A 25,356-nucleotide genomic window follows, 5' to 3' on the forward strand; every position below is an offset into this window, starting at 1 on the left:
AATAACGACTCCCTGGGAGCGCCCGTTGATGAGTGAAATCACCCTGTTGAGCGAAGCCGATCTGCGCGCCTGTGTGGCGCTGGATCTGGCCAGTATCGAAGCCATCCAGCAAGCCTTCGTGCTGTTGGCTACCGCGGCGGTCGCGATGCCGCCGATCCTGCGGCTGGACATCCCCGAGCACAATGGCGAGGTGGATGTGAAGACTGCCTACCTGCCGGGGCTGGAGCGCTTTGCGATCAAGGTCAGCCCGGGTTTTTTCGACAATCCGAAACTCGGCCTGCCCAGCCTCAACGGCATGATGATGTTGCTGTCGGCACGCACTGGCCTGCTCGATGCTTTGCTGCTGGACAACGGCTATCTCACGGCGGTGCGCACGGCGGCAGCGGGGGCGGTGGCGGCGCGGGCATTGTCGCGGGCCGACAGCCGCAGCGTGGCGCTGATGGGTGCCGGGGAGCAGGCGGCCTTGCAGTTGCAGGCCCTGCGGCTTGTGCGGCCCATCGACAGCGTGCGGGTATGGGCGCGGGATTGGGCCAAGGCCCAAGCCTTCAGCGTCGAATTGGCCCGTGACAGTGGCCTGGACGTCAAACCCTGCACGAGCATCGACGAGGCCATGGCCGACGCCGATATCGCCATCACCTGCACGCCCAGTCGTGAGCCGTTGATCGATGTGCGCCATTTGCATCCCGGTCTGCACATCACCGCCATGGGCTCGGACGCCGAGCATAAAAACGAAATTGCCCCGCAAGCGCTGGCGCAGGTCGACTGCTACGTGGCCGATCGTTTGAGCCAGACCCGCATCCTCGGCGAGTTGCATCACGCCCTCGCGGCGGGTGCTGTCAGCGACGCGTCGAGCTTTGCCGAATTGGGGCAGGTGCTGGCTGGCCAGCGGCCCGGTCGCACGCAGGCCTCGCAGGTCACCTTGTGCGACCTCACCGGCACTGGCGCCCAGGACACGGCGATGGCCAACCTGGCGTTCGAACGCGCGCGCTCGGCGGGCAAGGGTTTTCAGTTCGGCAGCTAATCCGCTTTTTTATCCGCGCGTCATTTATCCCGCTTCATCTTCAAGAGGGCAGGTGCATGTCTCAGATAGTCGTCAATCTCCCGTTCACCCGGGAGGAATACGCCCAGCGGCTGGCCAAGGTGCGAGTGGCCATGCAGGCCCAGGGCATCGAGCTGTTGCTGGTCACCGATCCGTCGAACATGGCCTGGCTGACTGGCTATGACGGTTGGTCATTTTATGTTCACCAATGCGTGCTGCTGGCCCTGGATGGCGAGCCGGTGTGGTTTGGTCGTGGCCAGGACGCCAACGGCGCCAAGCGCACGGTGTTCATGCAGCAGGAAAACATCGTCGGTTACCCGGACATCTATGTGCAGTCCCGCGAGCGCCATCCCATGGACTACCTGTCGCGGGAAGTGATCGCTGCCCGTGGCTGGGATGCGCTGACCATCGGCGTCGAGATGGATAACTACTATTTCAGCGCCGCCGCCTACCTGTCGCTGCAGAAAAACCTGCCCAAGGCCAGGCTGATCGATGCAGTCGGGCTGGTGAACTGGCAGCGGGCGGTCAAGTCGCCACAGGAAATCGCCTACATGCGCATCGCTGCACGTATCGTCGAAAACATGCATGGGCGGATCCTCGAACGGATCGAACCGGGCATGCGCAAGAACGATCTGGTGGCGGAGATCTACAGCAGCGGCATCCAGGGCGCCGACGGCCATGGCGGTGATTACCCGGCCATCGTGCCGTTGTTGCCGACCGGTGCCGATGCCAGCGCGCCGCACCTGACCTGGGACGATTCGCCGTTCGAAAAAGGCGCCGGCACTTTTTTTGAAATCGCCGGTTGCTACAAGCGCTATCACTGCCCGTTGTCGCGCACGGTGTTTCTGGGCAAGCCGCCCCAGCATTTCCTCGAGGGCGAAAAAGCCGTGGTCGAAGGCATCGCCGCCGGCCTGGAAGCGGCCAAACCAGGCAACACCACCGGTGACATCGCCGTGGCCTTTTTCAAGGTGCTGGAGAAGTTCGGCATCCACAAGGACAGCCGCTGTGGCTACCCGATCGGTATCAGCTACCCGCCGGACTGGGGCGAGCGCACCATGAGCCTGCGTCCCGGCGACACCAGCGTGTTGCAACCGGGCATGACGTTCCATTTCATGCCCGGTCTGTGGATGGACGACTGGGGGCTGGAAATCACCGAGAGCATTTTGATCACAGAGACGGGTGTCGAAACACTGTGCAACGTGCCGCGCCAACTGTTCGTGAAGGATTGAGCCCATGAGCGATCTGCCTGCCAACCCGATCAGTACCACGCTGGATTTCAACCGTGAAGGCGTGCAACACGGGTTTCTCAAACTGCCGTATTCCCGGGACGATTCGGCCTGGGGTGCGGTGATGATTCCAGTCACGGTGATCGCGCGCGGTGAAGGGCCGACCGCGCTCCTCACCGGCGGCAACCATGGCGACGAATACGAAGGCCCGGTGGCCCTGAGCAAACTGGCTCAAGAACTGACGGCCGCCGAGGTGAGCGGACGGGTGATCATCATTCCGTTCATGAACACCCCGGCGTTCCATGCCGGGCGGCGTACGTCGCCCATCGACAGGGGCAACCTCAACCGAAGTTTTCCCGGCAAACCGGACGGTACGGTCACCGAGAAGATCGCCGACTACTTCACCCGCACCTTGTTGCCCCTGGCCGACATCGTGCTGGACATCCACTCCGGCGGGCGCACCCTGGACTTCCTGCCATTCGCCGCGTGCCATGTGTTGCCGGACAAACAACAGCAGGCCCGCTGCGAGGCCGGTATGCGTGCATTCAACGCGCCTTACAGCATGCGCATGCTGGAGCTGGATGCCGAGGCGATGTACGACACGGCTGCCGAGTCGCAGGGCAAAGTGTTCGTCACCACGGAATTGGGTGGCGGCGGCTCGTCCACCGCGCGCAGTGTGGCGATCGCCGAGCGGGGCGTGCGTAACCTGCTGGTGCATGCCGGGATTCTTGAAGGTGAAGTCCAAACGGGGCCATCGGTCATGCTCGACATGCCCGGCAGTGATTGTTTTATCGCCAGTGAGCACGAAGGCCTGCTGGAAATGTGTCGCGACCTGGGTGACACCGTGAATCAGGGCGAAGTCATCGCCCGGGTCTACGACGCGACCCGCAGCGGTGTGGCCCCGGTGGAGTATCGTGCTGCCCGCAGTGGCCTGTTGGCAGCCAGGCATTTCCCGGGGTTGGTGCAGTGTGGCGATACCATCGCCGTCATCGCGGACATACTGACCTGATCCATGACCCCCTGTAGGAGCGAGCTTGCTCCGGGCGGCGTTCCGACGATGCGGTGTGTCAGTCGAGACCAATGGTGACGGATACACCGCCATCGTCGGAACGCCGCCCGGAGCAAGCTCGCTCCTACAGGGGGCTTTATTTTCCAGGAGCTCTTTGCCCATGCACAAACTCGATCGCTACGACCTGAAAATCCTGCGAATCCTCGCTGACGACGGGCGTATCACCAAGTCGAGCCTGGCCGAGGCAATCAACCTGTCGGTCACCCCGGCGTGGGAGCGCGTGCGCAAACTGGAAGCCCTCGGCCTGATCAAGGGGTATCGGGCGCAGATCGACTGGGGCGCGGTGTTCAAGAGCCAGCAGGTGCTGGTGGAAATCACTCTCGCCCGGCACACCGCGCAGGACATGCGGCGCTTCGAGCAACGGATGAACGACGCGCCCGAAGTGGCCTTCTGTTACGCCACCGGCGGTGGTGTCGATTACATGGCGATGATCCAGACGCCGGACATCGACCATTACCAGCGCTTCATCGACCAACTGCTGCTCGATGACCTGGGCATCGAGCGCTACTTCACCTACATCGTCACCAAGACCATCAAGACGGCTGGGGCGTTGCCGGCTGAGTTGTCTCAGCAATCCTGATTTTCCAATCACCACAGAAATCTGCTGTCTGGCACTGTTCAATCAGAAAAAACCACCTGCCCACCCCCTTCCAAACCGCAATTGCCCGACCTTCTGCTGCCCTAGCATGGACTCCACGCACACGGTTCGGAGTTCACGCCATGACCTACAAACATCCCCTGCTGTTCAAAGCGCTTTGCTACGTCGATGGCCATTGGGTGCACAGCGACAGTGGCCACAGCATCGCCGTGCACAACCCGGCTGACCAGACCTTGATTGGCCATGTGCCAATGCTCGATCAGCCGCAAATCGTCGCGGCTGTCGATGCCGCGCACCGGGCGTTTAACGATTGGCGCGAACAGAGCCTCGATGCGCGCGGGGTGATTCTGCGGCGTTGGGCGGCGTTGATCCTCGAGCACCAGGAAGACCTGGCGCGGATTCTCAGTCTGGAGCAGGGCAAGTCCCTGGCCGAGTCGCGCGGTGAAATCGCCTACGCCGCGAGTTTCATCCCGTGGTTCGCCGAAGAAGCCCGACGCCTCTATGGGCAGAACATTCCCAGCCACATTCCCGGTGCTCACCTGGGCACAGTCAAGGAACCGGTCGGTGTCTGCGCATTGCTGACGCCGTGGAATTTCCCTTCGGCGATGATCACCCGCAAGGCCGCTGCCGCCCTGGCGGCCGGTTGTACGGTGGTTATCAAACCGGCCCACGAAACCCCGTACTCGGCCTTCGCCCTCGCGCAACTGGCCGAAGAAGCCGGTTTTCCGGCCGGGGTGTTCAACGTGGTACTGGGCGAGCCGCAGATGGCCATGCAAACCCTGGTGCAGGACAAGCGCGTACGTTCGGTGAGTTTCACGGGCTCGACTCGTGTCGGCCAACTGGTGCTGCAGGCCGCTGCCCAGGACGTGAAAAAAGTCGCGCTGGAACTGGGCGGCAACGCGCCGTTCATTGTCTGCGCCGACGCCGATCTGGCGCTGGCAGTGAAAGTCGCGGTGCAAGCCAAGTTCCAGACCTCCGGTCAGGATTGCTGCGCAGCCAACCGGATCATGGTCGAGCGATCAATCTATTCGCAATTTCTCCAGCGCTTTGCTGCCGCGGTACGTGAGCTTCGTGTTGGCCCGGCCATGCTCGGCGATCGCGAGCAGCAGGTCGATATCGGCCCGTTGATGCATCAGGCCGCTTTTGACGTGACCGCCGAGCGGGTAGCCGATGCCTTGCAGCAGGGCGCACAGCGGCTGGTCGGAGGCGAAGCCCATGCCCTCGGCGGTCTGTTCTACCAGCCTACGGTCCTGGCCGATGTCACTCCTCAGATGCGCATTTACCGCGAAGAGAACTTCGCGCCGATTGCCGGGGTGATGCCGTTCGACACCCTCGACCAGGCCATCGATATGGCTAACGACACCGAATACGGTCTGGCGGCCTACATTTGTTCCAATCGCCTGGACCTGATCTACCCGCTGATCCGCCGCCTCGACCATGCGATGGTCGCGGTCAACGGCGTCAAGTTCACCGGCCATCCAATCCCCTTCGGTGGCATGAAAGCGTCGGGGCTGGGCCGGGAAGGCGGCACGGAAGGGTTCGAAGCCTTTGTCGAAACCAAATACTTTTGCTTGCACCATCAAGGCCAGTTCTAAGGCCCGTACTCAGGAGATTGCCATGAACCAAGAATTCGACTCGCTGTTCGCACAAGACCGTGCCCACTTCATGCACCCGTCGACCCACGCCCACGACCATGCCAGTGGTGCGCTCAAGGGACGCATCATCAAGAGCGCGTCGGGCATCCGCATCCGTGACCACGAAGGCCGGGAGCTGATTGACGCCTTCGCCGGGCTGTATTGCGTGAACATCGGTTATGGCCGTACCGAAGTGGCGGACGCCATCTACAAGCAGGCCAAGGAACTGGCGTATTACCACACCTACGTCGGCCACTCGACCGAAGCCATCATCGAACTGTCGAGCCGCATCATCGACTGGGCGCCCGACGGCATGAAAAAGGTCTATTACGGTCTGTCGGGTTCCGATGCCAACGAAACCCAGATCAAGCTGGTGCGTTATTACAACAACGTGCTGGGGCGGCCGCAGAAGAAGAAAATCATCTCCCGCGACCGTGGCTATCACGGCTCGGGCATCATGACTGGCAGCCTGACCGGCCTGCCCAGTTTCCACCAGCATTTCGACCTGCCAGCCGAAGGCATCAAGCACACCGTTTGCCCACACTGGTATCGCAAGGCGCCAATCGGCATGGATGAGGCGGCGTTCGTGCGTTATTGCGCCGACGAACTGGAAAAGATGATTCTGGCCGAGGGCCCGGACACCGTGGCCGCGTTCATCGGTGAACCGCTGATGGGCACCGGCGGCATCATCGTACCGCCAGCCGGGTATTGGGACGCGATCCAGGCCGTCCTCAGCAAATATGACGTGTTGTTGATTGCCGACGAGGTGGTCTGCGCCTTTGGTCGCCTGGGTTCGAAAATGGGCAGTCAGCGGTACGGCATGCGCCCGGACCTGATCACCACCGCCAAAGGGTTGACCAGTGCCTACGCGCCGTTGTCAGCGGTGATCGTCGGCGAAAAGGTGTGGGACGTGATCGAAAAAGCTTCTGAATCCCAAGGCCCCATGGGCCATGGCTGGACCTACTCCGGGCATCCGATCTGTGCGGCGGCGGCACTGGCCAACCTCGACATCCTCGAGCGGGAAAACCTTACGGACAATGCCGACATGGTGGGCGCCTATCTCAATCGGCGGCTGCGCGAAACCCTCGAAGGCCATCCGCTGGTGGGCGAAGTGCGCGGGGACGGCATGCTGGCCGCCGTCGAGTTCATGGCCGATCGCGAGCTGCGTACGCCGTTCGATGCGTCCTTGAAGGTGGGTCCGAAGGTCTCGGCGGCTTGCCTGGAACACGGAATGGTTGCTCGAGCGATGCCTCATGGCGACATCCTGGGGTTTGCACCACCTTTGGTACTGACCGAGGCGGAGGCGGACCTGATTGTGGGCATTGCCAAGCAGGCGATTGATCAGGTGGCGCAGGAGGTGTTGGGCTGAGGGTTTTGTGTTGATGCTTATGGCCTCATCGCGGGCAAGCCCGCTCCTACAAGAGCACCGCAGGCCCCTGTAGGAGCGAGCTTGCTCGCGATAGGGCCAGAACATTCACCCTCAAACCACCAGACACAAAAAAGCCCCCGGACATCACCTGTCCGGGGGCTTTTCATTGGCGCGAAGGTTGATTACTTCTTCAAGCCATAATGCTCATCCAGCATGCCCGGTGCGTTCGGGGCTTTCGGCGCGTAGTCGCGAGGCGGCTCCTGGTCGCGTGGTGGCGTCAGGCGTTCACGTGGGGCTGCCACCGTCGCTTCGGAATGCAACGAGGCGAGCAGGCGTTGGCGGGTCTGCTCGTCCAGGGCGAGGCGGTTGGCGCCCTCGGCGAGATGATCCTGCACTTCCTGGTAGCTCTGAGTCAGTTTCTTGACCAGTGATGCGGTGCTGTTGAAGTGGGTGACCACCTCGTTCTGATAACTGTCGAAACGTTCCTGAATGTCATCCAGCTGACGTTGTGTGCTGCTCGGCGCTGCATTGGGCACCAGGCGAGCGATCAGGAAACCAACGGCGACACCCACAACCAGGGCAAGAGTCGGCAACAACCAAACTAAGAGCGAGTGTTCCACGAGTCCTTCCTCTATAAACGGCTTTGCTTTACGTTAACGGCTCGAACCTGCGCTGTATACCGCGATTCACTCGCAATACACTGGCACAGACAATTTGCTAGACGAGTCGACCGGAATCAAGGTCACGGAGTTCCTTTCTTGCTTATGCGCGAAACCCCTGTAGTGATTGATGGCCCGGTGGGTCAACTGGAAGCCCTCTACCTGGAAGTCGAGGCCCCTCGCGGTGTGGCGTTGATCTGCCATCCTAACCCGGTGCAGGGCGGCACCATGCTCAATAAAGTCGTGTCGACCCTGCAGCGCACCGCACGCGATGCCGGTTTGATTACCTTGCGTTTCAATTACCGAGGCGTCGGTGCCAGCGCCGGCAGCCACGACATGGGCACCGGCGAGGTCGATGATGCCCAGGCGGTGGCGGCCTGGCTGCGGGCAAAACACCCGGGCCTGCCCCTGACCCTGTTCGGCTTTTCCTTTGGCGGTTTTGTCGCCGCCAGCCTCGGCGGGCGTCTGGAAGCCAGCGGCGAGCAGCTCAAGCATCTGTTCATGGTGGCGCCGGCGGTCATGCGCCTGGGCGATCAGGATCAACTGCCGCAGCACGGCGAGCTGACTCTGATCCAGCCGGAAACCGACGAAGTCATCGAGCCGCAAGTCGTCTACGACTGGTCCGCGCAACTCCAGCGCCCCCATGAGCTGCTGAAAGTGGCAGAATGCGGACACTTTTTTCATGGCAAGCTGACCGATCTCAAGGATCTTATCCTGCCGCGTCTTTCGAATTGATTGCAGTCTGACAAGCGATTACCCATGACGACTCGTACCCGTATCCTCACCGGCATCACCACCACCGGCACGCCGCACCTGGGCAACTACGCTGGCGCCATCCGCCCGGCGATCGTCGCCAGCCGTGACGCCAATGCCGATTCGTTCTATTTCCTGGCCGACTATCACGCCCTGATCAAGTGCGATGACCCGTTGCGCATCCAGCGCTCGCGCCTGGAAATCGCTGCGACCTGGCTGGCCGGTGGCCTGGATGTCGAGCGCGTGACGTTCTATCGCCAGTCCGACATCCCGGAAATCCCCGAGCTGACCTGGCTGCTGACCTGCGTCGCCGCCAAGGGCCTGCTCAACCGCGCCCACGCCTACAAGGCCTCGGTGGACAAGAACGTCGAGACCGGCGAAGACCCGGATGCCGGTATCACCATGGGCTTGTACAGCTATCCGGTATTGATGGCAGCGGACATCCTGATGTTCAACGCCCACAAGGTCCCGGTCGGTCGTGACCAGATCCAGCACGTGGAAATGGCCCGCGACATCGGCCAGCGCTTCAACCACCTGTTTGGCCAGGGCAAGGAATTCTTCACCATGCCCGAGGCGCTGATCGAGGAGAGCGTGGCCACGTTGCCAGGCCTCGACGGTCGGAAGATGTCGAAAAGCTACGACAACACCATTCCGTTGTTCAGCAGCGCCAAGGACATGAAAGACGCGATTTCGCGGATCGTCACCGACTCCCGCGCCCCGGGCGAAGCGAAAGATCCGGACAATTCGCATCTGTTCACCCTGTTCCAGGCCTTCGCCACCCCGGCACAGGCCGACGAGTTCCGCAGCGAACTGCTGCAGGGCCTGGGTTGGGGCGAGGCGAAAAACCGTTTGTTCCAACTGCTGGACAACGAATTGGGCGAGTCCCGTGAGCGTTATCAACAGCTGATCGAGCGCCCGGCGGACCTGGAAGACATCCTGCAACACGGTGCGAAAAAGGCTCGTGCAGTGGCGACGCCGTTCCTCAACGAACTGCGTGAAGCGGTGGGCTTGCGTTCTTTCGTGGCGCAGGCGCAAGTCGCGGCGACCACCAGGAAGAAAGCCGCGAAAGCGGCGCGTTTTGTCAGCTTCCGTGAAGACGATGGCAGTTTCCGTTTCCGTCTGCTGGCGGCCGATGGCGAGCAACTGCTGCTCTCGCGCAACTTCGCCGACGGCAAAGCGGCCGGCCAGGTGAGCAAGCAGTTGCAAGCGGGGCAGCCTCTGGACGTGCGCAGCGATGCGCTGAGCTTCAGTGTCTGGCTGGAAGGCGAGTGCGTCGCCGACAGTCCGACCTTCGCCGACAGTGCCGCTCGTGATAGCGCAATTGACGCATTGCGGGTCGCCCTGACACCGGTTCAGGAATAAACGACGGCACGGCCAAACCAAGGGCTGATTGCCATTCTCCCGGGCCATCGCTACAGTGACGGCCCGTTTTTGTTGCCTTGCTAACGAATTATGACGCCCCTAGAACGATATCAAGCTGATCTGAAACGCCCGGAGTTCTTCCATGACGCTGCGCAGGAAACGGCTGTGCGTCATTTGCAGCGCCTGTACGACGATCTGATCGCAGCCGATCAGAACAAGCCAGGCCTGTTGAGCAAACTGTTTGGCAAGAAAGATCAGAACCCGGTCAAGGGCCTGTATTTCTGGGGCGGCGTAGGGCGCGGCAAGACTTATCTGGTCGACACTTTCTTTGAAGCACTGCCGTTCAAGGAAAAGACCCGTACCCACTTCCACCGCTTCATGAAGCGCGTGCATGAAGAAATGAAGACCCTGGGCGGGGAGAAAAACCCGCTGACCATCATTGCCAAGCGCTTCGCCGCCGAATCGCGGGTGATCTGCTTCGATGAGTTCTTCGTTTCCGACATCACCGACGCGATGATCCTCGGTACGCTGATGGAAGAGTTGTTCAAGAATGGCGTGACCCTGGTCGCCACCTCGAACATCGTGCCGGACGGTCTGTACAAGGACGGGCTGCAACGCGCCCGATTCCTGCCGGCCATCGCGCTGATCAAGCAAAATACCGAGATCGTCAACGTCGACAGCGGCGTCGATTATCGTCTGCGCCACCTCGAACAGGCGGAATTGTTCCACTTCCCGCTGGACGAGGCGTCCCACGAAAGCCTGCGCAAGAGCTTCCGCGCGCTGACCCCGGAATGCACGGCGGCGGTCGAGAACGATGTGCTGATCATCGAGAACCGCGAAATCCGCGCCTTGCGCACCTGCGATGACGTGGCCTGGTTCGATTTCCGCGAACTGTGCGACGGTCCACGCAGCCAGAACGACTACATCGAACTGGGCAAGATCTTCCACGCCGTGTTGCTCAGCGGCGTCGAGCAGATGAGCGTGACCACCGACGACATCGCCCGACGTTTCATCAACATGGTCGACGAATTCTACGACCGTAACGTCAAGTTGATCATTTCGGCCGAGGTCGAGCTGAAGGACCTGTACACCGGCGGTCGCCTGAACTTCGAGTTCCAGCGCACCCTCAGCCGCCTGCTGGAAATGCAGTCCCACGAATTCCTGTCGCGGGCCCACAAGCCGTAGGCGGTTTCATCTCCCCTGTAGGAGCGAGCTTGCTCGCGATGCGGTGTGTCAGTCGATATCAATGGTGACTGATACACCGCTATCGCGAGCAAGCTCGCTCCTACAGGGGCGGCATTTCAGTGGGTGATCAGGAAGCCAACAAACGGAATGATCAGCAACGTACTGATCGCCATCGACAGCACATTGCCAATGTACCCATGCATATAGCCCGGCAGGCGCCTTGATATTTCGCAGGCCAGCGGCGGCGCGATCAGGGCGCCCAGCAGCGCGCTCATGACGATCACCTGCCAGCTGCCGCCGTAGGTGAGCAGCGCAGCCGGCACCACGGACACCAGCGGGATGTAAGTGGGGTACCAGCCGTGTTCCATCCAGTTGCGCCGCCAGATCACCACGCCTATCGCCGAGGTCAGCGCCTGGGCACCGATCAGTTGCGGCAGCAGCATCGAACCGTAGACCGGACTCGCCGGGTTCAATGTAAACGCCAGCAACGCGCCCAGGATCAGGCCGAGGCTGGCCCACTCATTGCCGTAGAACGGTGCTTCGGAAAAGTCGGCGAGAACCCGGCGCAAGCTCCAGATCATCCCGTAGTCCGGCGTCTGCAAGGGCACGGGCGCGGCCGGCGGCTCGCTCACATGCGCCGAACTGACGAGGCCGGGCAGGTACCGACAGAGCAGGAAGGCCACCACACTGGCGACCGCCATCCCCGTAACGTTGCCGATCACCACCGGCAACGCCAGCGGGTTGCACACGTAATTGACCATCAGCAGGCACATCGGCGTCACCAGCACCGCGCCCATGATGGCGCCGTTGATCGTGACCTTCCAGCCGCCACCAAACATCAGCACCATCGCCGCCGGCAGTGAAACGAACGCGGCAAAGGTCGGTTGCCAGCTCGTGGCGGTCACTGTCCAGCCCCACAACAGGTTGCTCAGCAGCAACCCGAGCAGCGAACTGGTGACCAGCCAGGGCCACAGACCGCTGCCGTAGCAGATGGCAAAGCCTTGCCAGCGCTGGCGCGTGCGGTTCGCCCAATAGGCCAGGTAGGCGCCGGCCAACAGGCCGATGGACGCCAGCTCGTGTTTGTAGAAGGCCACTTCGCTGATGTCGCCGAGCACCCAGCGCAGCCAGGCGCTGGGTGCGGGAAAACCCTTCAGCAGATCGCTGTACCCGGGCCAGTGAGCCGACCCGTGCATTCGGTGAGTCAGTGATAGCCAGATCACCAGCAGCGACAAGACGATCAGTAGCAGGATGACTGCCATATCGAATAGCGAGCGTCGCGCCAGACGGTTGTTTTCGGTTGAGGTATGCATCAGTCGTCCCTCCGGTCAGCGCGGCAGGCACGGATGCAGGCGATAACCGAGCATCGGATCGTAGAGATCGGCACGGCGGTCGCGATGCAGGTCGTTAAGGCTGTTCCAGATCGGCGCACTGCGGGCGCTGGTCAAGTCGATGTCGGCGAACAGGATTTCCTGCTGGTCCGCCGAGGCCACCGCGCCAATCGGCCAGCCATGGGTCCCGGCAATGAGGGAGCAACCCAGGTAACGCGCCCCTCGCTCCTCGCCGATACGGCTGGCGGCGGCGATAAACACGTTGTTTACGTGTGCGGCGGTCATCGTCAGGTACGAGGCCATGCACTTGCCTGCGTCATCGAACAGCGGCGGTGGCGTCCAGACCCAGTTGTTCAGACTGCAGATGATGTCTGCACCTTGCTGACTCAGCAGACGCGGTACCTCCGGAAACCAGATGTCCCAGCAGATCAATAATCCGATGCGCCCGATTGGGGTATCGAACACCGGAAAGCCCAGATTGCCGGGGGTGAACCAGAGCTTTTCCAGATTCCACAGATGGGCTTTGCGGTACTTGCCGATGAAACCGTCAGGCCCGACCAGCACGCCGGTGTTGAACAGCTGCATGCCGTCACGTTCGGCCAGGCCGGCGACCAGGTAGATGCGGTGCTGGCGGGCGAACTCTATCCATAGGCGGACGCTTGGACCGTCCGGTACGCCTTCGGAATGCGCAAACGCATCCTGGCGGTTGCTGAAAAAATAGCCCGTGCTGGTCAGCTCAGGCAGGACGATAAGATTGGCGCCACCTTTTACCGCCTCTTCGGCCAGCTCCAGGCTGCGATGCAGATTGTCCTGGCGATTGCCGACGCCAACTTGTGGATCGAATTGCACGACTGCTACACGAACAGGGCTTGCTGGCTCGCTCATTCCGATGACCTCTTTTTATTGTTATTCACGTTGTTTAACAGCGCGTTTATTAGGTGTTGAAATGGCGAGCGAGAAACAGTCGGCGGATTCCGCGAGGGTTGTAGGCCCAATCCGAATATGTATGGGGAATTTTTAACCGGGGGGGGCCCGAGGGTGTGGGGCAGAGCCAGCACACTGGCGTGAGTGGCTCTGGGACGGGGTCGTCAGGCTTTGAGCTGGTAGTGGGGCAGGTCGTTGATGGAAAAGCCGCCGTTGAAGGTCGCGGCAGTCTTGTGGCAGATGTGGATCACCGCATCCACGGCGCCCCGAAAGCACGGCTCGGTCCAGCCGGCATCCACGGAAAACGATTCGCCGCACAGATACAGGCCGGAAACGTGGCCGAAATCCCGGTTGTATCTCATCAGGCGCACGGCGTCCTGATAGGCGCCAGGGCGATACAGCTTGGCGCATCCCAAGGCATTGCGATCGGTCATCCAGCGTTGCACTACGGCCTGGTCGAGGCCGATGTAGGGCGAGATTTTTTCCTGGATATTGCTGGCATTCATGAGGATGCGGTCCAGTTCGGTGACACAGCGGGCAACCAGCTCCTTGTCGCCGAAGGCGGCGAGCTTGGTGGCGTCGTCCTCCCAGGTGTAACTCAACAGGATGCAGTCGTAGCTGTAGTGCTCGTTATAGCGGTAGGTGTAGACGTCGTGGATGAAACTGTCGGTAACGATGGCCTGGGGGATGAGGGTGTTTTTCGACAGGAAGGTTTTCTTCAATGGCGCAAACACTTTGCAGCTGGTTTCCCAGTGTGCGGTTTTATAGGCATTGATCGTTTCGAATGGCAGCATCTGGGGGGTGAAACCTTCCAGTTGGATGCGGGTTTCGATCAACCAGGACGGCAGGGTCATGATCACCGAATCAAAGTCATCGAAGAGCTGCCGGCTCTGGTCGGGCTGACTGTGCTGCCAATTGAAATAAACGCGGGTCTTGCCGTTGGCGAGTTTCTTGAGTCGGGTCACGGAGCTGTCTGTCAGCAGACCGTTCATTGATTCAAGGCTGTGTTCATGGACGGACTTCCCGGTTTCGGCGATCTTCATGAACATCAGGCATTCGCTCAGCGCGGCGAGACCGATATAGCGAGGCCGCACAAAAGTCAGTCCTCGGGAATCCACCACGGGGTTCCCCTGGAGGTAGGGTGCCTCCAGGGGATCTCCCTTGGCGTCAACTCGCCCGTGGATCAGTTGCAGCTGGCTGCTGAACCCGAAGATCGCCGTGCGCAGGGGATAGAGGCAGCAGACGTCGTAAAAGGCGCCCCAACTGCCGTCACCGATGCCAATGGCGTAGAAAATCGCTGACTCTTCGGCGGACATGCCCATCCCGCCAAAGTCCCCCGGTGAGCGCTGATCCCAGTGGGTCAGGGCTGGCCGACTGACCAGATCGCGAAACGACACCCGCTCGTATTGCGCGACGATGGCCGCCCACATCGCCTCCCATTCCGGGTGGCCATACACCTGGGCAACGTGGCGGGTCAGACGGTCGGCAAAGGCTTTCCATTTGCCGTAGACCCTTTGCAGCTCGTCGCCGGGCGGCGGGGTTTGGCCGTCCGGATTCTTCCAGATCAACATCTGCGGCGCCGGGCCGTTGCCCACACTGCCCTCCCGGATGTAGATGCCGGTCGAACGGACCCCGGGGCTGCCGGGGTTGGCAAAGTCTGAAAACGCCAGGTCAAACAACTGGGTGTAGTAGGCCATCAACGAGCGGCCCTGGGTCGGTGGCTCGTCGGTACGGTTGAAAAAGGGCATGCGCATGGCGCCCATCTCGAAAGGGGTGTGGCTTCGCGTGGAATGCGGGCTGCCTGGCACGGTGCAGTGTCTTCCGCCGATGCGCCGGGATTGCTCGATGAGCGAAATCCGCCTGAAGCCTGAGCGATACAGCTCCCTGGCGGCGGTCAGCCCAGTGATACCGGCGCCGATGATGCAAATGCTGTGTTGCGGGTCGGTGGCCTGGGCAATGCCGTGTTCCTGCTCGACCAATGCGCGATAGTCGAAGCACAGGTCTGGGGGTTGGGAAAGCGCCCGGCCCATTTGGATGGCGGGGTACGTTTGCTGCGGGTGGTGTCCCGGCTGACGGACGCGGGGTATTCGTAGCTTGATCCGATGGTCACTGGCGATCTTCCTTGAGGGTGAATACCCGGAAGATGCTGGTGCTTTCAGAGGGCGTTGTCTGTGAGTAAAGTCGGGGGCCGTGCCGTCGCGCATTCCCTTTTTTTGTGGGAAAACAGTCGTCCGGCCCCGTCTGGTTACGCCGCCTGCTGGAACTGCTGGCGGTATTGGTTGGGCGACAGTTCCGTGTGCTGGCGGAACAAGCGGGCGAAGAAGCTCGCGTCGTCGTAGCCGACTTCGTAGCTGATGGTCTTGATGCTCTTGCGACTGCCGGACAGCAGGCCCTTGGCGGTTTCGATGCGCAGTCGTTGCAGGTAATGCAGCGGCTTGTCGCCCGTGGCCGTCTGGAAGCGACGCATGAAGTTGCGGATGCTCATGCCGTGTTCACGGGCGACGTCTTCGAAACGGAACTTGTCGGCGAAATGCTCTTCGAGCCAGTGCTGGATCTGCAGGATGATCACGTCCTGATGCAGCTTCTGCCCGCCAAAGCCGATGCGGCCCGGGGAATAGCTGCGCTGTACTTCATAGAGAATGTCGCGAGCCACGGCCTGGGCGATGTTGGCGCCGCAGAAGCGTTCGATCAGGTAGATGTAGAGATCGCACGCCGAGGTGGTGCCGCCTGCGCAGTAGAGGTTGTCGGCGTCGGTCAGGTGTTTGTCCTGGTTGAGGTGAACCCTGGGGTAACGCTCGGCGAAGGCGTTGAAGAAGCGCCAGTAGGTGGTCGCTTCCTTGCCATTGAGCAAGCCTGCCTCGGCCAGCCAGAACACACCGGTGGCTTCGCCGCATAGCACCGCACCACGCGCATGTTGCTGGCGCAACCAGGGCAGCACCTGTGGATAACGTTGGCACAGGGTTTCGAAGTCGTCCCAAAACGCCGGGAGGATGATCACGTCGGCGTCTTCGAGACTGCCATCAACGGGCATGATCACGTCGCTGAAACTGTTCACCGGCTTGCCGTCGGGGCTGACCAGGCGTGTTTCGAACGCCGGTACCAGTCCCTGGCCCAGTTGTTTGCCATAGCGCAGGCTGGCCAGGTGGAAAAAATCCTTGGCTTGCATGAGGGTGGTAGCGAAAACCCGGTCGATGGCCAGGATGCTGACGCGCCGCAAGGGCGTGGAGGCTTGGTTAGACATAATTCAAACTTATTCTTATAGGGGAAAGTGGTCACCAGACGGCTGGATCGTCTTATTTTTTGTCGGATGTGTCCAGTGTCCTGTATCGGTCCTGCGCCTTAGTCTCTGGAGATCAATCCTCTAACAATAACGACAGGTGCCCCATGATCCCCAGAACCTTGTTCAGTCCCGAGCACGAACTGTTTCGCGACAGCGTGCGCACCTTCCTCGAAAAAGAGGCCGTGCCGTTCCACGGACAATGGGAAAAGCAGGGGCATATCGACCGTCAACTCTGGAACAAGGCGGGGGAGGCGGGGATGCTCTGTTCGCACCTGCCGGAGGCTTACGGCGGGCTGGGCGCAGATTTTCTCTACAGTGCGGTGGTGATAGAGGAAGTGGGACGGCTCGGTTTGACCGGCATCGGTTTTTCCCTGCATTCGGACATCGTCGCACCCTACATCCTGCACTACGGCAGTGAAGCGCTGAAGCACAAATACTTGCCAAAACTGGTTTCTGGAGAAATGGTCACGGCGATTGCCATGACCGAGCCGGGTGCAGGGTCCGATCTGCAAGGGGTGAAGACCACCGCCGTGCTCGATGGCGACGAATATGTGATCAATGGCTCGAAAACCTTCATCACCAATGGCTATCTGGCGGACCTGGTGATCGTAGTCGCCAAGACCGATCCGAAGGCCGGCGCGAAGGGCACCAGCCTGTTTCTGGTCGAGGCCGGAACGCCAGGCTTCGACAAGGGCAAGCGCCTGGAAAAGGTCGGGATGAAGGCGCAGGACACCTCGGAGCTGTTCTTTCAGGACGTGCGCGTGCCCAAGGAAAACCTGTTGGGGCAGGCGGGGATGGGCTTTGCCTACCTGATGCAGGAGTTGCCACAGGAACGCCTGACCGTGGCGATCGGTGGCCTGGCTTCAGCTGAAGCGGCGTTGCAGTGGACGCTGGACTACACCCGCGATCGCAAGGCGTTCGGCAAGTCGATTGCCGATTTCCAGAATACTCGATTCAAACTGGCGGAAATGGCCACCGAAATCCAGATTGGCCGGGTCTTCGTCGACCGCTGCCTGGAGTTGCACTTGCAGGGCAAACTCGATGTGCCGACGGCGGCGATGGCCAAGTACTGGGGGACCGACCTGCAATGCAAGGTGCTCGACGAATGCGTGCAGTTGCATGGCGGCTACGGTTTCATGTGGGAATACCCAATCGCGCGGGCGTGGGCGGATGCGCGGGTGCAGCGCATTTATGCGGGGACCAATGAAATCATGAAGGAGATCATTGCTCGGGCGCTTTGATCTATTTTCCTGGCCCTGTGGAATCGTCGCACCGCCGCTCCCACAGGTTTTTTGGTGTTCACGCTATCTGTGTTTCACCCGAAAACCTGTAGGAGCGAGCTTGCTCGCGATAGGAGCTAAAGGCCCGTTACGGCGCTGGATTCGGATGATCCTTGTGAATCGCCTCGATCCCCGCCAACACCTCATCCGACAGCTTCAGGTCGAAACTGGCGATGTTGCTGTCCAGTTGCTCCAGGGTCGTGGCGCCGATGATGTTGCTGGTCACGAATGGCTGCTGGGTCACGAAGGCGAGGGCCATTTGCGCCGGGTCCAGGCCGTGTTCACGGGCCAGGGCGACATAACGGCTGCACGCCGCTTCGGACTGTGGATTGAAGTAGCGACTGAAGCGGCTGTAGAGGCTCAGGCGACCTTTCGGCGGGCGGGCGCCCCCTTCGTACTTGCCCGAGAGGAAGCCGAACGCCAGCGGTGAATAGGCGAGCAGGCCGCATTGTTCGCGAATGGCGATTTCCGCCAGGCCGACTTCAAAGCTGCGGTTGAGCAGGTTGTACGGATTCTGGATCGAAACCGCACGCGGCCAGCCACGGGCTTCGGCCAGCGCCAGGAAACGCATGGTGCCCCAGGGCGTTTCGTTGGAAAGACCGATGTGGCGGATCTTGCCGGCCCTGACCTGTTCGTCCAGTGCTTCGAGGGTGTCTTCCAGCGGTGTCAGGTTAGCTTCGATCTTGTGCTTGTAGCCCAATTGGCCGAAGAAGTTGGTGCTGCGTTCCGGCCAGTGCAACTGATAGAGGTCGATGTAATCGGTCTGCAGGCGCTTGAGGCTGGCGTCCACCGCCTCGGTGATGTGCTGGCGGTTGTGGCGCAGGTTTTTATCGCGAATGTAGTCGATGGTGTTGCCGGGGCCTGCAATTTTGCTGGCCAGAATCCAGTCGGCACGGTCGCCGCGGCTCTTGAAGTAGTTGCCGATGTAGCGCTCGGTGGTGGCGTAGGTCTCGGCCTTGGGCGGCACCGGGTACATCTCGGCGGTGTCGATGAAATTGATCCCGGCGTCCTTGGCCCGCTCGATCTGGGCGAAGGCCTCGGCTTCGCTGTTTTGCTCACCCCAGGTCATGGTTCCGAGACAGAGGGCGCTGACGTTCAGATCGGTACGGCCTAGCTGGCGATAGTCCATCGGGTGCTCCTTGGGCAAAACAATCATAAAAGCAGGTTGAAATATTTTTCGCAATCTGCATAATTGCGCACCTCTTTCTGCAGTGGAAGTGATGCGCCGCCGCCGAAGAATCTTGCCGTTGAACGGACGCGCCGACCCGAGCCCCCGAAAGCGTCTGTATCCGGCTGCCTTTGACTTGTCAAAGTACGCACTATTCAGTAAGATCCGCCGTCTAATTTACAGGGCGGCCCCTGAGGCTATAAAGAATGAAAACTTTTACTGCTAAACCGGAAACAGTAAAGCGCGACTGGTTTGTCGTCGACGCTGCTGGTCAGACCCTGGGTCGTCTGGCCACCGAAATCGCGAGCCGTCTGCGTGGCAAGCACAAGCCTGAGTACACTCCTCACGTTGACACCGGCGACTACATCGTCGTTATCAATGCCGAGCAGATCCGTGTTACCGGTGCTAAAACCACTGACAAAATGTACTACTCCCACTCCGGTTTCCCGGGCGGCATCAAGTCGATCAACTTTGAAAAGCTGATCGCCAAGGCCCCTGAGCGCGTGATCGAGACCGCGGTCAAAGGCATGCTGCCTAAGAACCCGCTGGGTCGCGACATGTACCGTAAGCTGAAAGTCTATGCGGGCGCTGCACACCCTCATACTGCTCAGCAGCCCCAAGAACTGAAGATTTAACGGAATAGTTCATTATGTCGGCGACTCAAAATTACGGCACTGGCCGTCGCAAGACCGCAACCGCACGCGTTTTCCTGCGTCCGGGTACTGGTAACATCTCCATCAACAACCGTTCGCTGGAAACCTTCTTCGGTCGCGAAACTGCCCGCATGGTAGTTCGTCAGCCGCTGGAGCTGACCGAGACTGTCGAGAAGTTCGACATCTACGTCACCGTGATCGGCGGTGGTGTAAGTGGTCAAGCTGGCGCAATCCGCCACGGTATCACTCGCGCTCTGATGGACTACGACGAAACCCTGCGTAGCGCTCTGCGCAAAGCTGGCTTCGTTACCCGCGACGCCCGTGAAGTTGAACGTAAGAAAGTCGGTCTGCGTAAAGCGCGTAAGCGTCCGCAGTACTCGAAGCGTTAATTCGCTTTCTCGTTCAAAAAGAACGCCCAGCCCCTTACGGAGCTGGGCGTTTTTTTATGTGCGCGATTTAACAAAGAATTGCTCTGTGACAACGTGCCACATCCGTAGAGCCCCTATACTGCAAGGCTTGGCACTGGAGCCCTTCGGTAATTACCTTGTCAGGATTGGGGCTTTTCATTACCATTCGGCAAAATTTTTATAAGTACATAGTTTTATTTAGTAGATGCCTGATTTAACAGGCCACAAAGCTGATGGGAGAGGACTGAATGAGCAATGACGGCGTGAATGCAGGCCGGCGTCGCTTCTTGGTAGCAGCCACATCCGTGGTGGGTGCTGCAGGAGCGGTGGGGGCTGCGGTCCCGTTCGTGGGGTCATGGTTTCCCAGTGCCAAGGCGAAAGCTGCAGGTGCACCGGTGAAAGTGAATGTCAGCAAAATCGAGCCAGGCCAGCAGATGGTTGCTGAGTGGCGCGGTCAGCCGGTGTTCATCGTCCGCCGTACTGAGGAAATCCTGGGGAATCTGAAAAAGATCGAGGGCCAGCTCTCTGACCCGACCTCCAAGAACTCTGTTCAACCGACTTATGTCGATCCGGAAGTGCGTTCGATCAAGCCCGAGATTCTGCTGCTGATCGGCATCTGCACGCACCTGGGTTGCTCGCCAACCTTCCGTCCGGAAGTGGCGCCCGCGGATCTGGGTAAAGACTGGGTAGGTGGCTATTTCTGCCCTTGCCACGGTTCCCACTACGATCTGGCTGGCCGTGTCTACAAGTCGCAACCTGCGCCTTTGAACCTGCCAGTACCCCCGCATTCCTATGAGTCCGACGAGATCATTGTCGTTGGCGTCGATACGGAGAAAGCGTGATGAGCAAGTTCATGGATTGGGTTGATGCGCGCTTTCCCGCGACCAAAATGTGGGAAGACCATCTCAGCAAGTATTACGCCCCGAAGAACTTCAACTTCTTCTACTTCTTTGGCTCCCTGGCACTGCTCGTTCTGGTCAACCAGATCGTCACCGGTGTCTGGCTGACCATGAGCTACACCCCATCGGCGGAAGAGGCTTTCGCTTCCGTTGAATACATCATGCGCGACGTCGAGTACGGCTCGATCCTGCGTCTGCTTCACTCCACCGGCGCTTCGGCGTTCTTCATCGTGGTTTACCTGCACATGTTCCGTGGCCTGCTCTACGGTTCGTACCAGAAGCCGCGTGAGTTGGTGTGGGTCTTCGGCATGCTGATCTACCTGGCGCTGATGGCGGAAGCCTTCATGGGCTACCTGCTGCCATGGGGCCAGATGTCCTACTGGGGTGCCCAGGTGATCATCTCGCTGTTCGGTGCGATCCCGGTCATCGGTGACGACCTGACCCAGTGGATCCGTGGTGACTACCTGATTTCCGGCATCACCCTGAACCGCTTCTTCGCCCTCCATGTGGTCGCCCTGCCGATCGTGATTCTCGGTCTGGTGGTGTTGCACATCCTGGCCCTGCACGAGGTCGGTTCGAACAACCCGGACGGCGTGGATATCAAAAAACACAAAGACGAAAACGGCATCCCGCTGGACGGTATTCCGTTCCATCCGTACTACACCGTGAAAGATATCGTCGGTGTCGTGGTGTTCCTGTTTGTCTTCTGCTCGATCGTGTTCTTCTTCCCGGAAATGGGTGGTTATTTCCTCGAGAAGCCTAACTTCGAAGTGGCGAACGCCTTCAAGACCCCAGAGCACATCGCTCCGGTCTGGTACTTCACGCCGTTCTACGCGATCTTGCGCGCGGTTCCGGACAAGCTGCTCGGTGTTATTGCCATGGGCGCGGCCATCGCGGTCCTGTTCGTCCTGCCGTGGCTGGACCGTAGTCCTGTCAAGTCGATGCGCTACAAAGGCTGGCTGAGCAAGATCTGGCTGTGGGTGTTCTGCATTTCGTTCGTGATCCTGGGCGTGCTGGGCGTACTGGCGCCAAACCCTGGCCGTACGTTGCTGTCGCAGGTCTGCACCTTCCTGTACTTCGCCTACTTCATTTTGATGCCGTTCTACACCAGGCTCGAGAAGACCAAACCGGTTCCGGATAGGGTGACTGGCTGATGAAAAAGCTATTTGCTGTACTGATTCTTGCTGCTTTGCCTGTACTGTCCTTCGCGGCTGAACATGGTGGTCCGGAGCTGGAAAAGGTCGATATCGACGTTTCCGACAAGGCCGCCATGCAGGATGGCGCACGTACATTCGCCAACTACTGCATGGGCTGCCACAGCGCCAAGTTCCAGCGCTATGAACGTGTTGCCGACGACCTGGGCATTCCCCATGATCTGATGTTGTCGAACCTGGTGCTTACGGGCGCCAAGATCGGCGACCACATGAATATCGGCATGCAGCCGGCGGACGCCAAGACCTGGTTCGGTGCTGCGCCACCTGACCTGACCCTGGTGGCTCGCGTTCGTGGTACTGACTGGCTCTACGGTTACCTGAAGTCGTTCTACGAAGATCCAGCGCGTCCTTGGGGTGTGAACAACAAGGTGTTCCCGAACGTGGGTATGCCTAACGTACTGGTGGGCCTGCAAGGTCGCCAGGTCGTAGGTTGCAAACAAGTGCAGATCGTCGAAGACGGCAAGAAGCAATATGATCCGCTGACCGGTACCGCATTGACTCATGAAGCGTGCGACCAGCTGACCATCGTGCCGAAGAGCGGTGCTCTGACCGAAGAGCAGTTCGATGAGAAGGTGAAGAATCTGGTAACCTTCCTGGCTTATTCGGCTAACCCGGTTAAGTTGCAACATCAGCGCATTGGTACTTATGTCTTGCTGTACCTGGCGTTCTTCTTTGTATTCGCTTACCTGCTCAAGCGCGAATACTGGAAAGACGTGCACTGATAACGTTTCAAGCAATTGCTGTTAATCGCGCGCGCCCAAGGGCGCCTCTGAAAGTGTAACGATCCTGGTCATCCAGGCGTTACGGGAGGCACCCTCTGGGCGCGCTCGTTTTTCCGCTTTCGATAAATTCTACAAGCGAGGAGGACCGCCATGGGCGTGACCAATCGGTTGGCCTGTTACTCCGACCCCGCCGACCACTATTCCCACCGGGTGCGCATCGTACTGGCAGAGAAGGGTGTCAGCGCCGAGATCATTTACGTGGAAGCTGGCCGCCAGCCGCCTAAACTGATTGAGGTGAACCCCTATGGAAGCCTGCCCACCCTGGTCGATCGTGACCTGGCATTGTGGGAGTCGACCGTGGTGATGGAATATCTGGATGAGCGTTACCCGCACCCGCCTTTGCTGCCGGTTTATCCCGTGGCGCGTGCCAACAGTCGTTTGCTGATTCATCGTATCCAGCGTGACTGGTGTGGCCTGGTAGATCTGATCCTGGATTCGCGAACCAAGGAAGCTGCTCGCGTTGTCGCTCGCAAGGAACTGCGTGAAAGCCTGACTGGCGTGTCGCCGCTGTTTGCCGACAAGCCGTTTTTCCTCAGTGAGGAACAAAGTCTGGTGGATTGCTGCCTATTGCCAATACTCTGGCGATTGCCGATTCTGGGTATTGAACTGCCGCGGCCTGCCAAGCCGCTGCTTGATTACATGGAGCGCCAGTTTGCGCGTGAGACTTTCCAGGCGAGTCTGTCTGGTGTCGAGCGCGATATGCGCTAAGGCTTAAGGAGCCGCTATGAACTCCAGTCGACCTTATCTGGTCCGCGCGCTCTACGAGTGGATTGTGGATAACGATTGCACCCCGCACATGCTGGTCAATTCCGAGTATCCGTCGGTACAGGTGCCTCAAGGTTTCGCCAGTGACGGCCAGATCGTACTCAACGTATCGCCGGCTGCTGTGCGTCATTTGCACATGGACAACGAAGCCGTCAGTTTCGAAGGGCGCTTCGGTGGGGTGCCTCACACCCTGTACGTGCCTATCGCGTCGATTCTGGGCATTTACGCCCGTGAGAACGGCCAGGGCATGGTCTTCGATCTGGAATCGCCTATGGAAGGCGAGGACGAGATCGAGCCGGATGATGACCTGCCTCCACCGGACGATGAACCGCCGCGTCCCAGCGGTCGTCCAAGTTTGAAAGTGGTGAAATAAAAAAAAGGCGATCCAGATGGATCGCCTTTTTTGTGCCCGAGTCCCCCGTAGGAGCGAGCTTGCCCGCGATGGTCGTTAGCGATGACGCGGGCTGTCTGAAGGCCCGCGGTGTCTGGGCTATCATCGCGAGCGTGCTCGCTCCTACAGGGATGGGAATACAGCTATCAGTCGATGTATTCGAACAACTTCACAATCTTCTGCACGCCGGAAACGCTCTGCACCAGATTGGTCGCCTGGGCTGCTTCCTGCTTGGTCAGCAGGCCCAGCAGGTAGACGATGCCGTTCTCGGTGACCACCTTGATGCGAGAGCCCGGGATGTTGGGGTCGGTGAGCATCTGCGTCTTGATCTTCGAGGTCAGCCAGGTGTCGTTCTGGCGGGCCAGGAAGCCTGACGGTGGCAGTACTTGCAGTTCGTTGTGGACCTTTTTGACGCGCTGCACTGCGGCGGCGGCCTGTTCGGCCTTGGCCTTGAGGTCTTCGCGCGGGGTTTGCCCGGCGAGCAGCACAATGCCGTTGTAGCTGGTGACGACGATGTGCGATTCGTTGTCCAGGGCCGGGTCGGCCTTGCGCACGTTCACGCCGACCTTGGTGTCGATCAGGGAATCGTCGATCTTGCTGCCCAGGGTACGTGTGCCGCGGTCGTCATCGATAGGTGCTTCCCGGCTGGCGTTAACCACCGAGGTGCAGCCGCTGATGCCAAGGCACAGGGTCAAGGCCAGAAGGCCAAGGCGATTAGGGGTCATTCTTCACTCCCGAACAGTTGGCTGTCGATCAAGTCGCAAAGGCAATGGATCGCCAGCAGGTGGACTTCCTGGATACGTGCGGTGACGTTGGCCGGTACGCGAATTTCCACGTCCTCGGGCAACAGCAGCGACGCCATGCCGCCACCGTCACGTCCCGTCAATGCTACGACAATCATTTCGCGATCATGTGCGGCCTGGATCGCTTGAATTATGTTGGCGGAGTTGCCGCTGGTGGAAATCGCCAATAACACATCGCCCGGCTGGCCAAGCGCGCGGATCTGCTTGGAGAAGACCTCGTTGTAGCTGTAGTCGTTGGCGATCGAGGTGATCGTCGAGCTATCGGTGGTCAGGGCGATGGCCGGCAGGCTCGGGCGTTCGCGCTCGAAACGGTTGAGCAGCTCGGACGAGAAGTGCTGGGCGTCGCCGGCAGACCCGCCGTTGCCGCAGGACAGCATCTTGCCCTCGTTGAGCAGGGCGTTGACCATGACCTGGCTGGCTTGCTCGATGTGCGGTGCAAGTACGTCCATCGCCATTTGCTTGGTATCGATACTGGCCTGAAAAAGCTGGCGAATTCGGGATTGCATGTCCATCTGTGTGACCTTAATTGGCGCGGCCCACATGAATGTGCAGCCCGCAAAGCAAAGAG

At 60.0% G+C, this 25,356-nt stretch carries 24 protein-coding genes and 1 pseudogene; 17 read left to right on the forward strand and 8 right to left on the reverse strand.

Annotated elements, in window-relative coordinates; genetic code table 11:
- Window positions 1-28 precede the first annotated feature (28 nt).
- From eutC to AB4O36_RS01490, 6 genes are all read left to right on the forward strand, one after another.
- Entirely contained in the window at window positions 29-1,021 is a 993-nt protein-coding gene (gene eutC / locus AB4O36_RS01465) for an ectoine utilization protein EutC (RefSeq protein ID WP_460140925.1), read from the forward strand.
- A gap of 56 nt (window positions 1,022-1,077) precedes the next feature.
- Window positions 1,078-2,268 (forward strand): ectoine hydrolase DoeA, encoded by a 1,191-nt coding sequence (gene doeA / locus AB4O36_RS01470; protein WP_460121019.1) that lies wholly within the window; start codon window positions 1,078-1,080, stop codon window positions 2,266-2,268.
- Between the two features lie 4 nt (window positions 2,269-2,272).
- Window positions 2,273-3,274 carry a N(2)-acetyl-L-2,4-diaminobutanoate deacetylase DoeB gene (gene doeB, locus AB4O36_RS01475; RefSeq protein WP_460140926.1) on the forward strand — a complete coding sequence of 334 codons (1,002 nt, stop codon included), beginning with the start codon at window positions 2,273-2,275 and terminating at the stop codon, window positions 3,272-3,274.
- 160 nt (window positions 3,275-3,434) lie between these two features.
- Complete coding sequence (locus AB4O36_RS01480; RefSeq protein ID WP_460140927.1) at window positions 3,435-3,914, forward strand: Lrp/AsnC family transcriptional regulator; 480 nt, start codon at window positions 3,435-3,437, stop codon at window positions 3,912-3,914.
- Window positions 3,915-4,054: 140 nt separating this feature from the next.
- Window positions 4,055-5,527, forward strand: coding sequence for an NAD-dependent succinate-semialdehyde dehydrogenase (locus AB4O36_RS01485; protein WP_460140928.1), 1,473 nt, complete (start codon window positions 4,055-4,057; stop codon window positions 5,525-5,527).
- A 22-nt stretch (window positions 5,528-5,549) separates the two neighbouring features.
- On the forward strand, window positions 5,550-6,935 hold the full coding sequence (locus AB4O36_RS01490) for an aminotransferase (protein WP_460140929.1): 1,386 nt from the start codon (window positions 5,550-5,552) through the stop codon (window positions 6,933-6,935).
- 182 nt (window positions 6,936-7,117) lie between these two features.
- Here the strand turns inward: AB4O36_RS01490 and AB4O36_RS01495 are convergent, their stop codons facing one another.
- Window positions 7,118-7,555, reverse strand: coding sequence for a Z-ring associated ZapG family protein (locus tag AB4O36_RS01495; protein ID WP_460121029.1), 438 nt, complete (start codon window positions 7,553-7,555; stop codon window positions 7,118-7,120).
- Window positions 7,556-7,699: 144 nt separating this feature from the next.
- Here AB4O36_RS01495 and AB4O36_RS01500 point away from each other — a divergent pair, with 144 nt between their 5' ends.
- The 3 genes from AB4O36_RS01500 (at window position 7,700) to zapE (ending at window position 10,894) form a co-directional block, all read left to right on the forward strand.
- On the forward strand, window positions 7,700-8,329 hold the full coding sequence (locus AB4O36_RS01500) for an alpha/beta hydrolase (RefSeq protein ID WP_460140930.1): 630 nt from the start codon (window positions 7,700-7,702) through the stop codon (window positions 8,327-8,329).
- Window positions 8,330-8,353: 24 nt separating this feature from the next.
- Complete coding sequence (locus tag AB4O36_RS01505; RefSeq protein ID WP_460121033.1) at window positions 8,354-9,709, forward strand: tryptophan--tRNA ligase; 1,356 nt, start codon at window positions 8,354-8,356, stop codon at window positions 9,707-9,709.
- A gap of 90 nt (window positions 9,710-9,799) precedes the next feature.
- Window positions 9,800-10,894: a cell division protein ZapE gene (zapE, locus tag AB4O36_RS01510; protein ID WP_460121035.1), complete on the forward strand. Its 1,095-nt coding sequence runs from the start codon at window positions 9,800-9,802 to the stop codon at window positions 10,892-10,894.
- Between the two features lie 116 nt (window positions 10,895-11,010).
- Here the strand turns inward: zapE and AB4O36_RS01515 are convergent, their stop codons facing one another.
- The 4 genes and pseudogenes from AB4O36_RS01515 to AB4O36_RS01530 all read right to left on the reverse strand — a co-directional run bounded on the left by AB4O36_RS01515 (window position 11,011) and on the right by AB4O36_RS01530 (window position 16,288).
- Window positions 11,011-12,204, reverse strand: coding sequence for a hypothetical protein (locus AB4O36_RS01515; RefSeq protein ID WP_460121038.1), 1,194 nt, complete (start codon window positions 12,202-12,204; stop codon window positions 11,011-11,013).
- A 15-nt stretch (window positions 12,205-12,219) separates the two neighbouring features.
- A complete protein-coding gene (locus AB4O36_RS01520; protein ID WP_460121039.1) occupies window positions 12,220-13,107 on the reverse strand; it encodes a nitrilase family protein in 888 nt (295 codons plus the stop codon).
- Window positions 13,108-13,310: 203 nt separating this feature from the next.
- A pseudogene (locus tag AB4O36_RS01525) lies at window positions 13,311-15,256 on the reverse strand (flavin monoamine oxidase family protein).
- A gap of 135 nt (window positions 15,257-15,391) precedes the next feature.
- A complete protein-coding gene (locus AB4O36_RS01530; RefSeq protein ID WP_460126556.1) occupies window positions 15,392-16,288 on the reverse strand; it encodes a GlxA family transcriptional regulator in 897 nt (298 codons plus the stop codon).
- A 242-nt stretch (window positions 16,289-16,530) separates the two neighbouring features.
- Between AB4O36_RS01530 and AB4O36_RS01535 the strand changes: the two genes are divergently transcribed.
- Window positions 16,531-17,667 carry an acyl-CoA dehydrogenase family protein gene (locus tag AB4O36_RS01535; RefSeq protein WP_460121043.1) on the forward strand — a complete coding sequence of 379 codons (1,137 nt, stop codon included), beginning with the start codon at window positions 16,531-16,533 and terminating at the stop codon, window positions 17,665-17,667.
- A gap of 127 nt (window positions 17,668-17,794) precedes the next feature.
- Here AB4O36_RS01535 and AB4O36_RS01540 read toward each other — a convergent pair whose 3' ends face one another.
- On the reverse strand, window positions 17,795-18,835 hold the full coding sequence (locus tag AB4O36_RS01540) for an NADP(H)-dependent aldo-keto reductase (protein WP_460140931.1): 1,041 nt from the start codon (window positions 18,833-18,835) through the stop codon (window positions 17,795-17,797).
- A gap of 245 nt (window positions 18,836-19,080) precedes the next feature.
- Here AB4O36_RS01540 and rplM point away from each other — a divergent pair, with 245 nt between their 5' ends.
- The 7 genes from rplM to AB4O36_RS01575 all read left to right on the forward strand — a co-directional run bounded on the left by rplM (window position 19,081) and on the right by AB4O36_RS01575 (window position 23,967).
- Window positions 19,081-19,509 (forward strand): 50S ribosomal protein L13, encoded by a 429-nt coding sequence (gene rplM / locus AB4O36_RS01545; protein WP_003228062.1) that lies wholly within the window; start codon window positions 19,081-19,083, stop codon window positions 19,507-19,509.
- A gap of 14 nt (window positions 19,510-19,523) precedes the next feature.
- Window positions 19,524-19,916, forward strand: a complete 393-nt coding sequence (rpsI, locus tag AB4O36_RS01550) for a 30S ribosomal protein S9 (protein ID WP_119427677.1) — start codon at window positions 19,524-19,526, stop codon at window positions 19,914-19,916.
- A 266-nt stretch (window positions 19,917-20,182) separates the two neighbouring features.
- Window positions 20,183-20,776 (forward strand): ubiquinol-cytochrome c reductase iron-sulfur subunit, encoded by a 594-nt coding sequence (gene petA / locus AB4O36_RS01555; protein WP_368555251.1) that lies wholly within the window; start codon window positions 20,183-20,185, stop codon window positions 20,774-20,776.
- Window positions 20,776-21,987: a cytochrome b gene (locus AB4O36_RS01560; RefSeq protein WP_460121048.1), complete on the forward strand. Its 1,212-nt coding sequence runs from the start codon at window positions 20,776-20,778 to the stop codon at window positions 21,985-21,987. The genes petA and AB4O36_RS01560 overlap by 1 nt, the downstream gene beginning before the upstream one ends.
- Window positions 21,987-22,769, forward strand: coding sequence for a cytochrome c1 (locus AB4O36_RS01565; protein ID WP_460121050.1), 783 nt, complete (start codon window positions 21,987-21,989; stop codon window positions 22,767-22,769). Before AB4O36_RS01560 ends, AB4O36_RS01565 begins: the two co-directional genes overlap by 1 nt.
- Window positions 22,770-22,919: 150 nt before the next feature.
- A complete protein-coding gene (locus AB4O36_RS01570; RefSeq protein ID WP_460121052.1) occupies window positions 22,920-23,537 on the forward strand; it encodes a glutathione S-transferase N-terminal domain-containing protein in 618 nt (205 codons plus the stop codon).
- Between the two features lie 16 nt (window positions 23,538-23,553).
- The gene (locus AB4O36_RS01575; protein ID WP_460121054.1) at window positions 23,554-23,967 is read left to right on the forward strand and encodes a ClpXP protease specificity-enhancing factor; all 414 of its coding nucleotides are present in this window, start codon (window positions 23,554-23,556) and stop codon (window positions 23,965-23,967) included.
- 164 nt (window positions 23,968-24,131) lie between these two features.
- Here the strand turns inward: AB4O36_RS01575 and AB4O36_RS01580 are convergent, their stop codons facing one another.
- Entirely contained in the window at window positions 24,132-24,710 is a 579-nt protein-coding gene (locus AB4O36_RS01580; RefSeq protein WP_460121056.1) for a BON domain-containing protein, read from the reverse strand.
- Window positions 24,707-25,300, reverse strand: coding sequence for a phosphoheptose isomerase (locus AB4O36_RS01585; RefSeq protein WP_368555245.1), 594 nt, complete (start codon window positions 25,298-25,300; stop codon window positions 24,707-24,709). Before AB4O36_RS01585 ends, AB4O36_RS01580 begins: the two co-directional genes overlap by 4 nt.
- Window positions 25,301-25,356 lie beyond the last annotated feature (56 nt).

It is taken from the genome of Pseudomonas sp. S2_E01 (assembly GCF_054668365.1).

Bases quoted from the DNA above. Each gene is read 5' to 3' on its own strand.
- eutC (WP_460140925.1), top strand. From the start codon at position 29: ATGAGTGAAATCACCCTGTTGAGCGAAGCCGATCTGCGCGCCTGTGTG.
- doeA (WP_460121019.1), top strand. From the start codon at position 1,078: ATGTCTCAGATAGTCGTCAATCTCCCGTTCACCCGGGAGGAATACGCC.
- doeB (WP_460140926.1), top strand. From the start codon at position 2,273: ATGAGCGATCTGCCTGCCAACCCGATCAGTACCACGCTGGATTTCAAC.
- AB4O36_RS01480 (WP_460140927.1), top strand. From the start codon at position 3,435: ATGCACAAACTCGATCGCTACGACCTGAAAATCCTGCGAATCCTCGCT.
- AB4O36_RS01485 (WP_460140928.1), top strand. From the start codon at position 4,055: ATGACCTACAAACATCCCCTGCTGTTCAAAGCGCTTTGCTACGTCGAT.
- AB4O36_RS01490 (WP_460140929.1), top strand. From the start codon at position 5,550: ATGAACCAAGAATTCGACTCGCTGTTCGCACAAGACCGTGCCCACTTC.
- AB4O36_RS01500 (WP_460140930.1), top strand. From the start codon at position 7,700: ATGCGCGAAACCCCTGTAGTGATTGATGGCCCGGTGGGTCAACTGGAA.
- AB4O36_RS01505 (WP_460121033.1), top strand. From the start codon at position 8,354: ATGACGACTCGTACCCGTATCCTCACCGGCATCACCACCACCGGCACG.
- zapE (WP_460121035.1), top strand. From the start codon at position 9,800: ATGACGCCCCTAGAACGATATCAAGCTGATCTGAAACGCCCGGAGTTC.
- AB4O36_RS01515 (WP_460121038.1), bottom strand. From the start codon at position 12,204: ATGCATACCTCAACCGAAAACAACCGTCTGGCGCGACGCTCGCTATTC.
- AB4O36_RS01520 (WP_460121039.1), bottom strand. From the start codon at position 13,107: ATGAGCGAGCCAGCAAGCCCTGTTCGTGTAGCAGTCGTGCAATTCGAT.
- AB4O36_RS01535 (WP_460121043.1), top strand. From the start codon at position 16,531: ATGATCCCCAGAACCTTGTTCAGTCCCGAGCACGAACTGTTTCGCGAC.
- AB4O36_RS01540 (WP_460140931.1), bottom strand. From the start codon at position 18,835: ATGGACTATCGCCAGCTAGGCCGTACCGATCTGAACGTCAGCGCCCTC.
- rplM (WP_003228062.1), top strand. From the start codon at position 19,081: ATGAAAACTTTTACTGCTAAACCGGAAACAGTAAAGCGCGACTGGTTT.
- rpsI (WP_119427677.1), top strand. From the start codon at position 19,524: ATGTCGGCGACTCAAAATTACGGCACTGGCCGTCGCAAGACCGCAACC.
- petA (WP_368555251.1), top strand. From the start codon at position 20,183: ATGAGCAATGACGGCGTGAATGCAGGCCGGCGTCGCTTCTTGGTAGCA.
- AB4O36_RS01560 (WP_460121048.1), top strand. From the start codon at position 20,776: ATGAGCAAGTTCATGGATTGGGTTGATGCGCGCTTTCCCGCGACCAAA.
- AB4O36_RS01565 (WP_460121050.1), top strand. From the start codon at position 21,987: ATGAAAAAGCTATTTGCTGTACTGATTCTTGCTGCTTTGCCTGTACTG.
- AB4O36_RS01570 (WP_460121052.1), top strand. From the start codon at position 22,920: ATGGGCGTGACCAATCGGTTGGCCTGTTACTCCGACCCCGCCGACCAC.
- AB4O36_RS01575 (WP_460121054.1), top strand. From the start codon at position 23,554: ATGAACTCCAGTCGACCTTATCTGGTCCGCGCGCTCTACGAGTGGATT.
- AB4O36_RS01580 (WP_460121056.1), bottom strand. From the start codon at position 24,710: ATGACCCCTAATCGCCTTGGCCTTCTGGCCTTGACCCTGTGCCTTGGC.
- AB4O36_RS01585 (WP_368555245.1), bottom strand. From the start codon at position 25,300: ATGGACATGCAATCCCGAATTCGCCAGCTTTTTCAGGCCAGTATCGAT.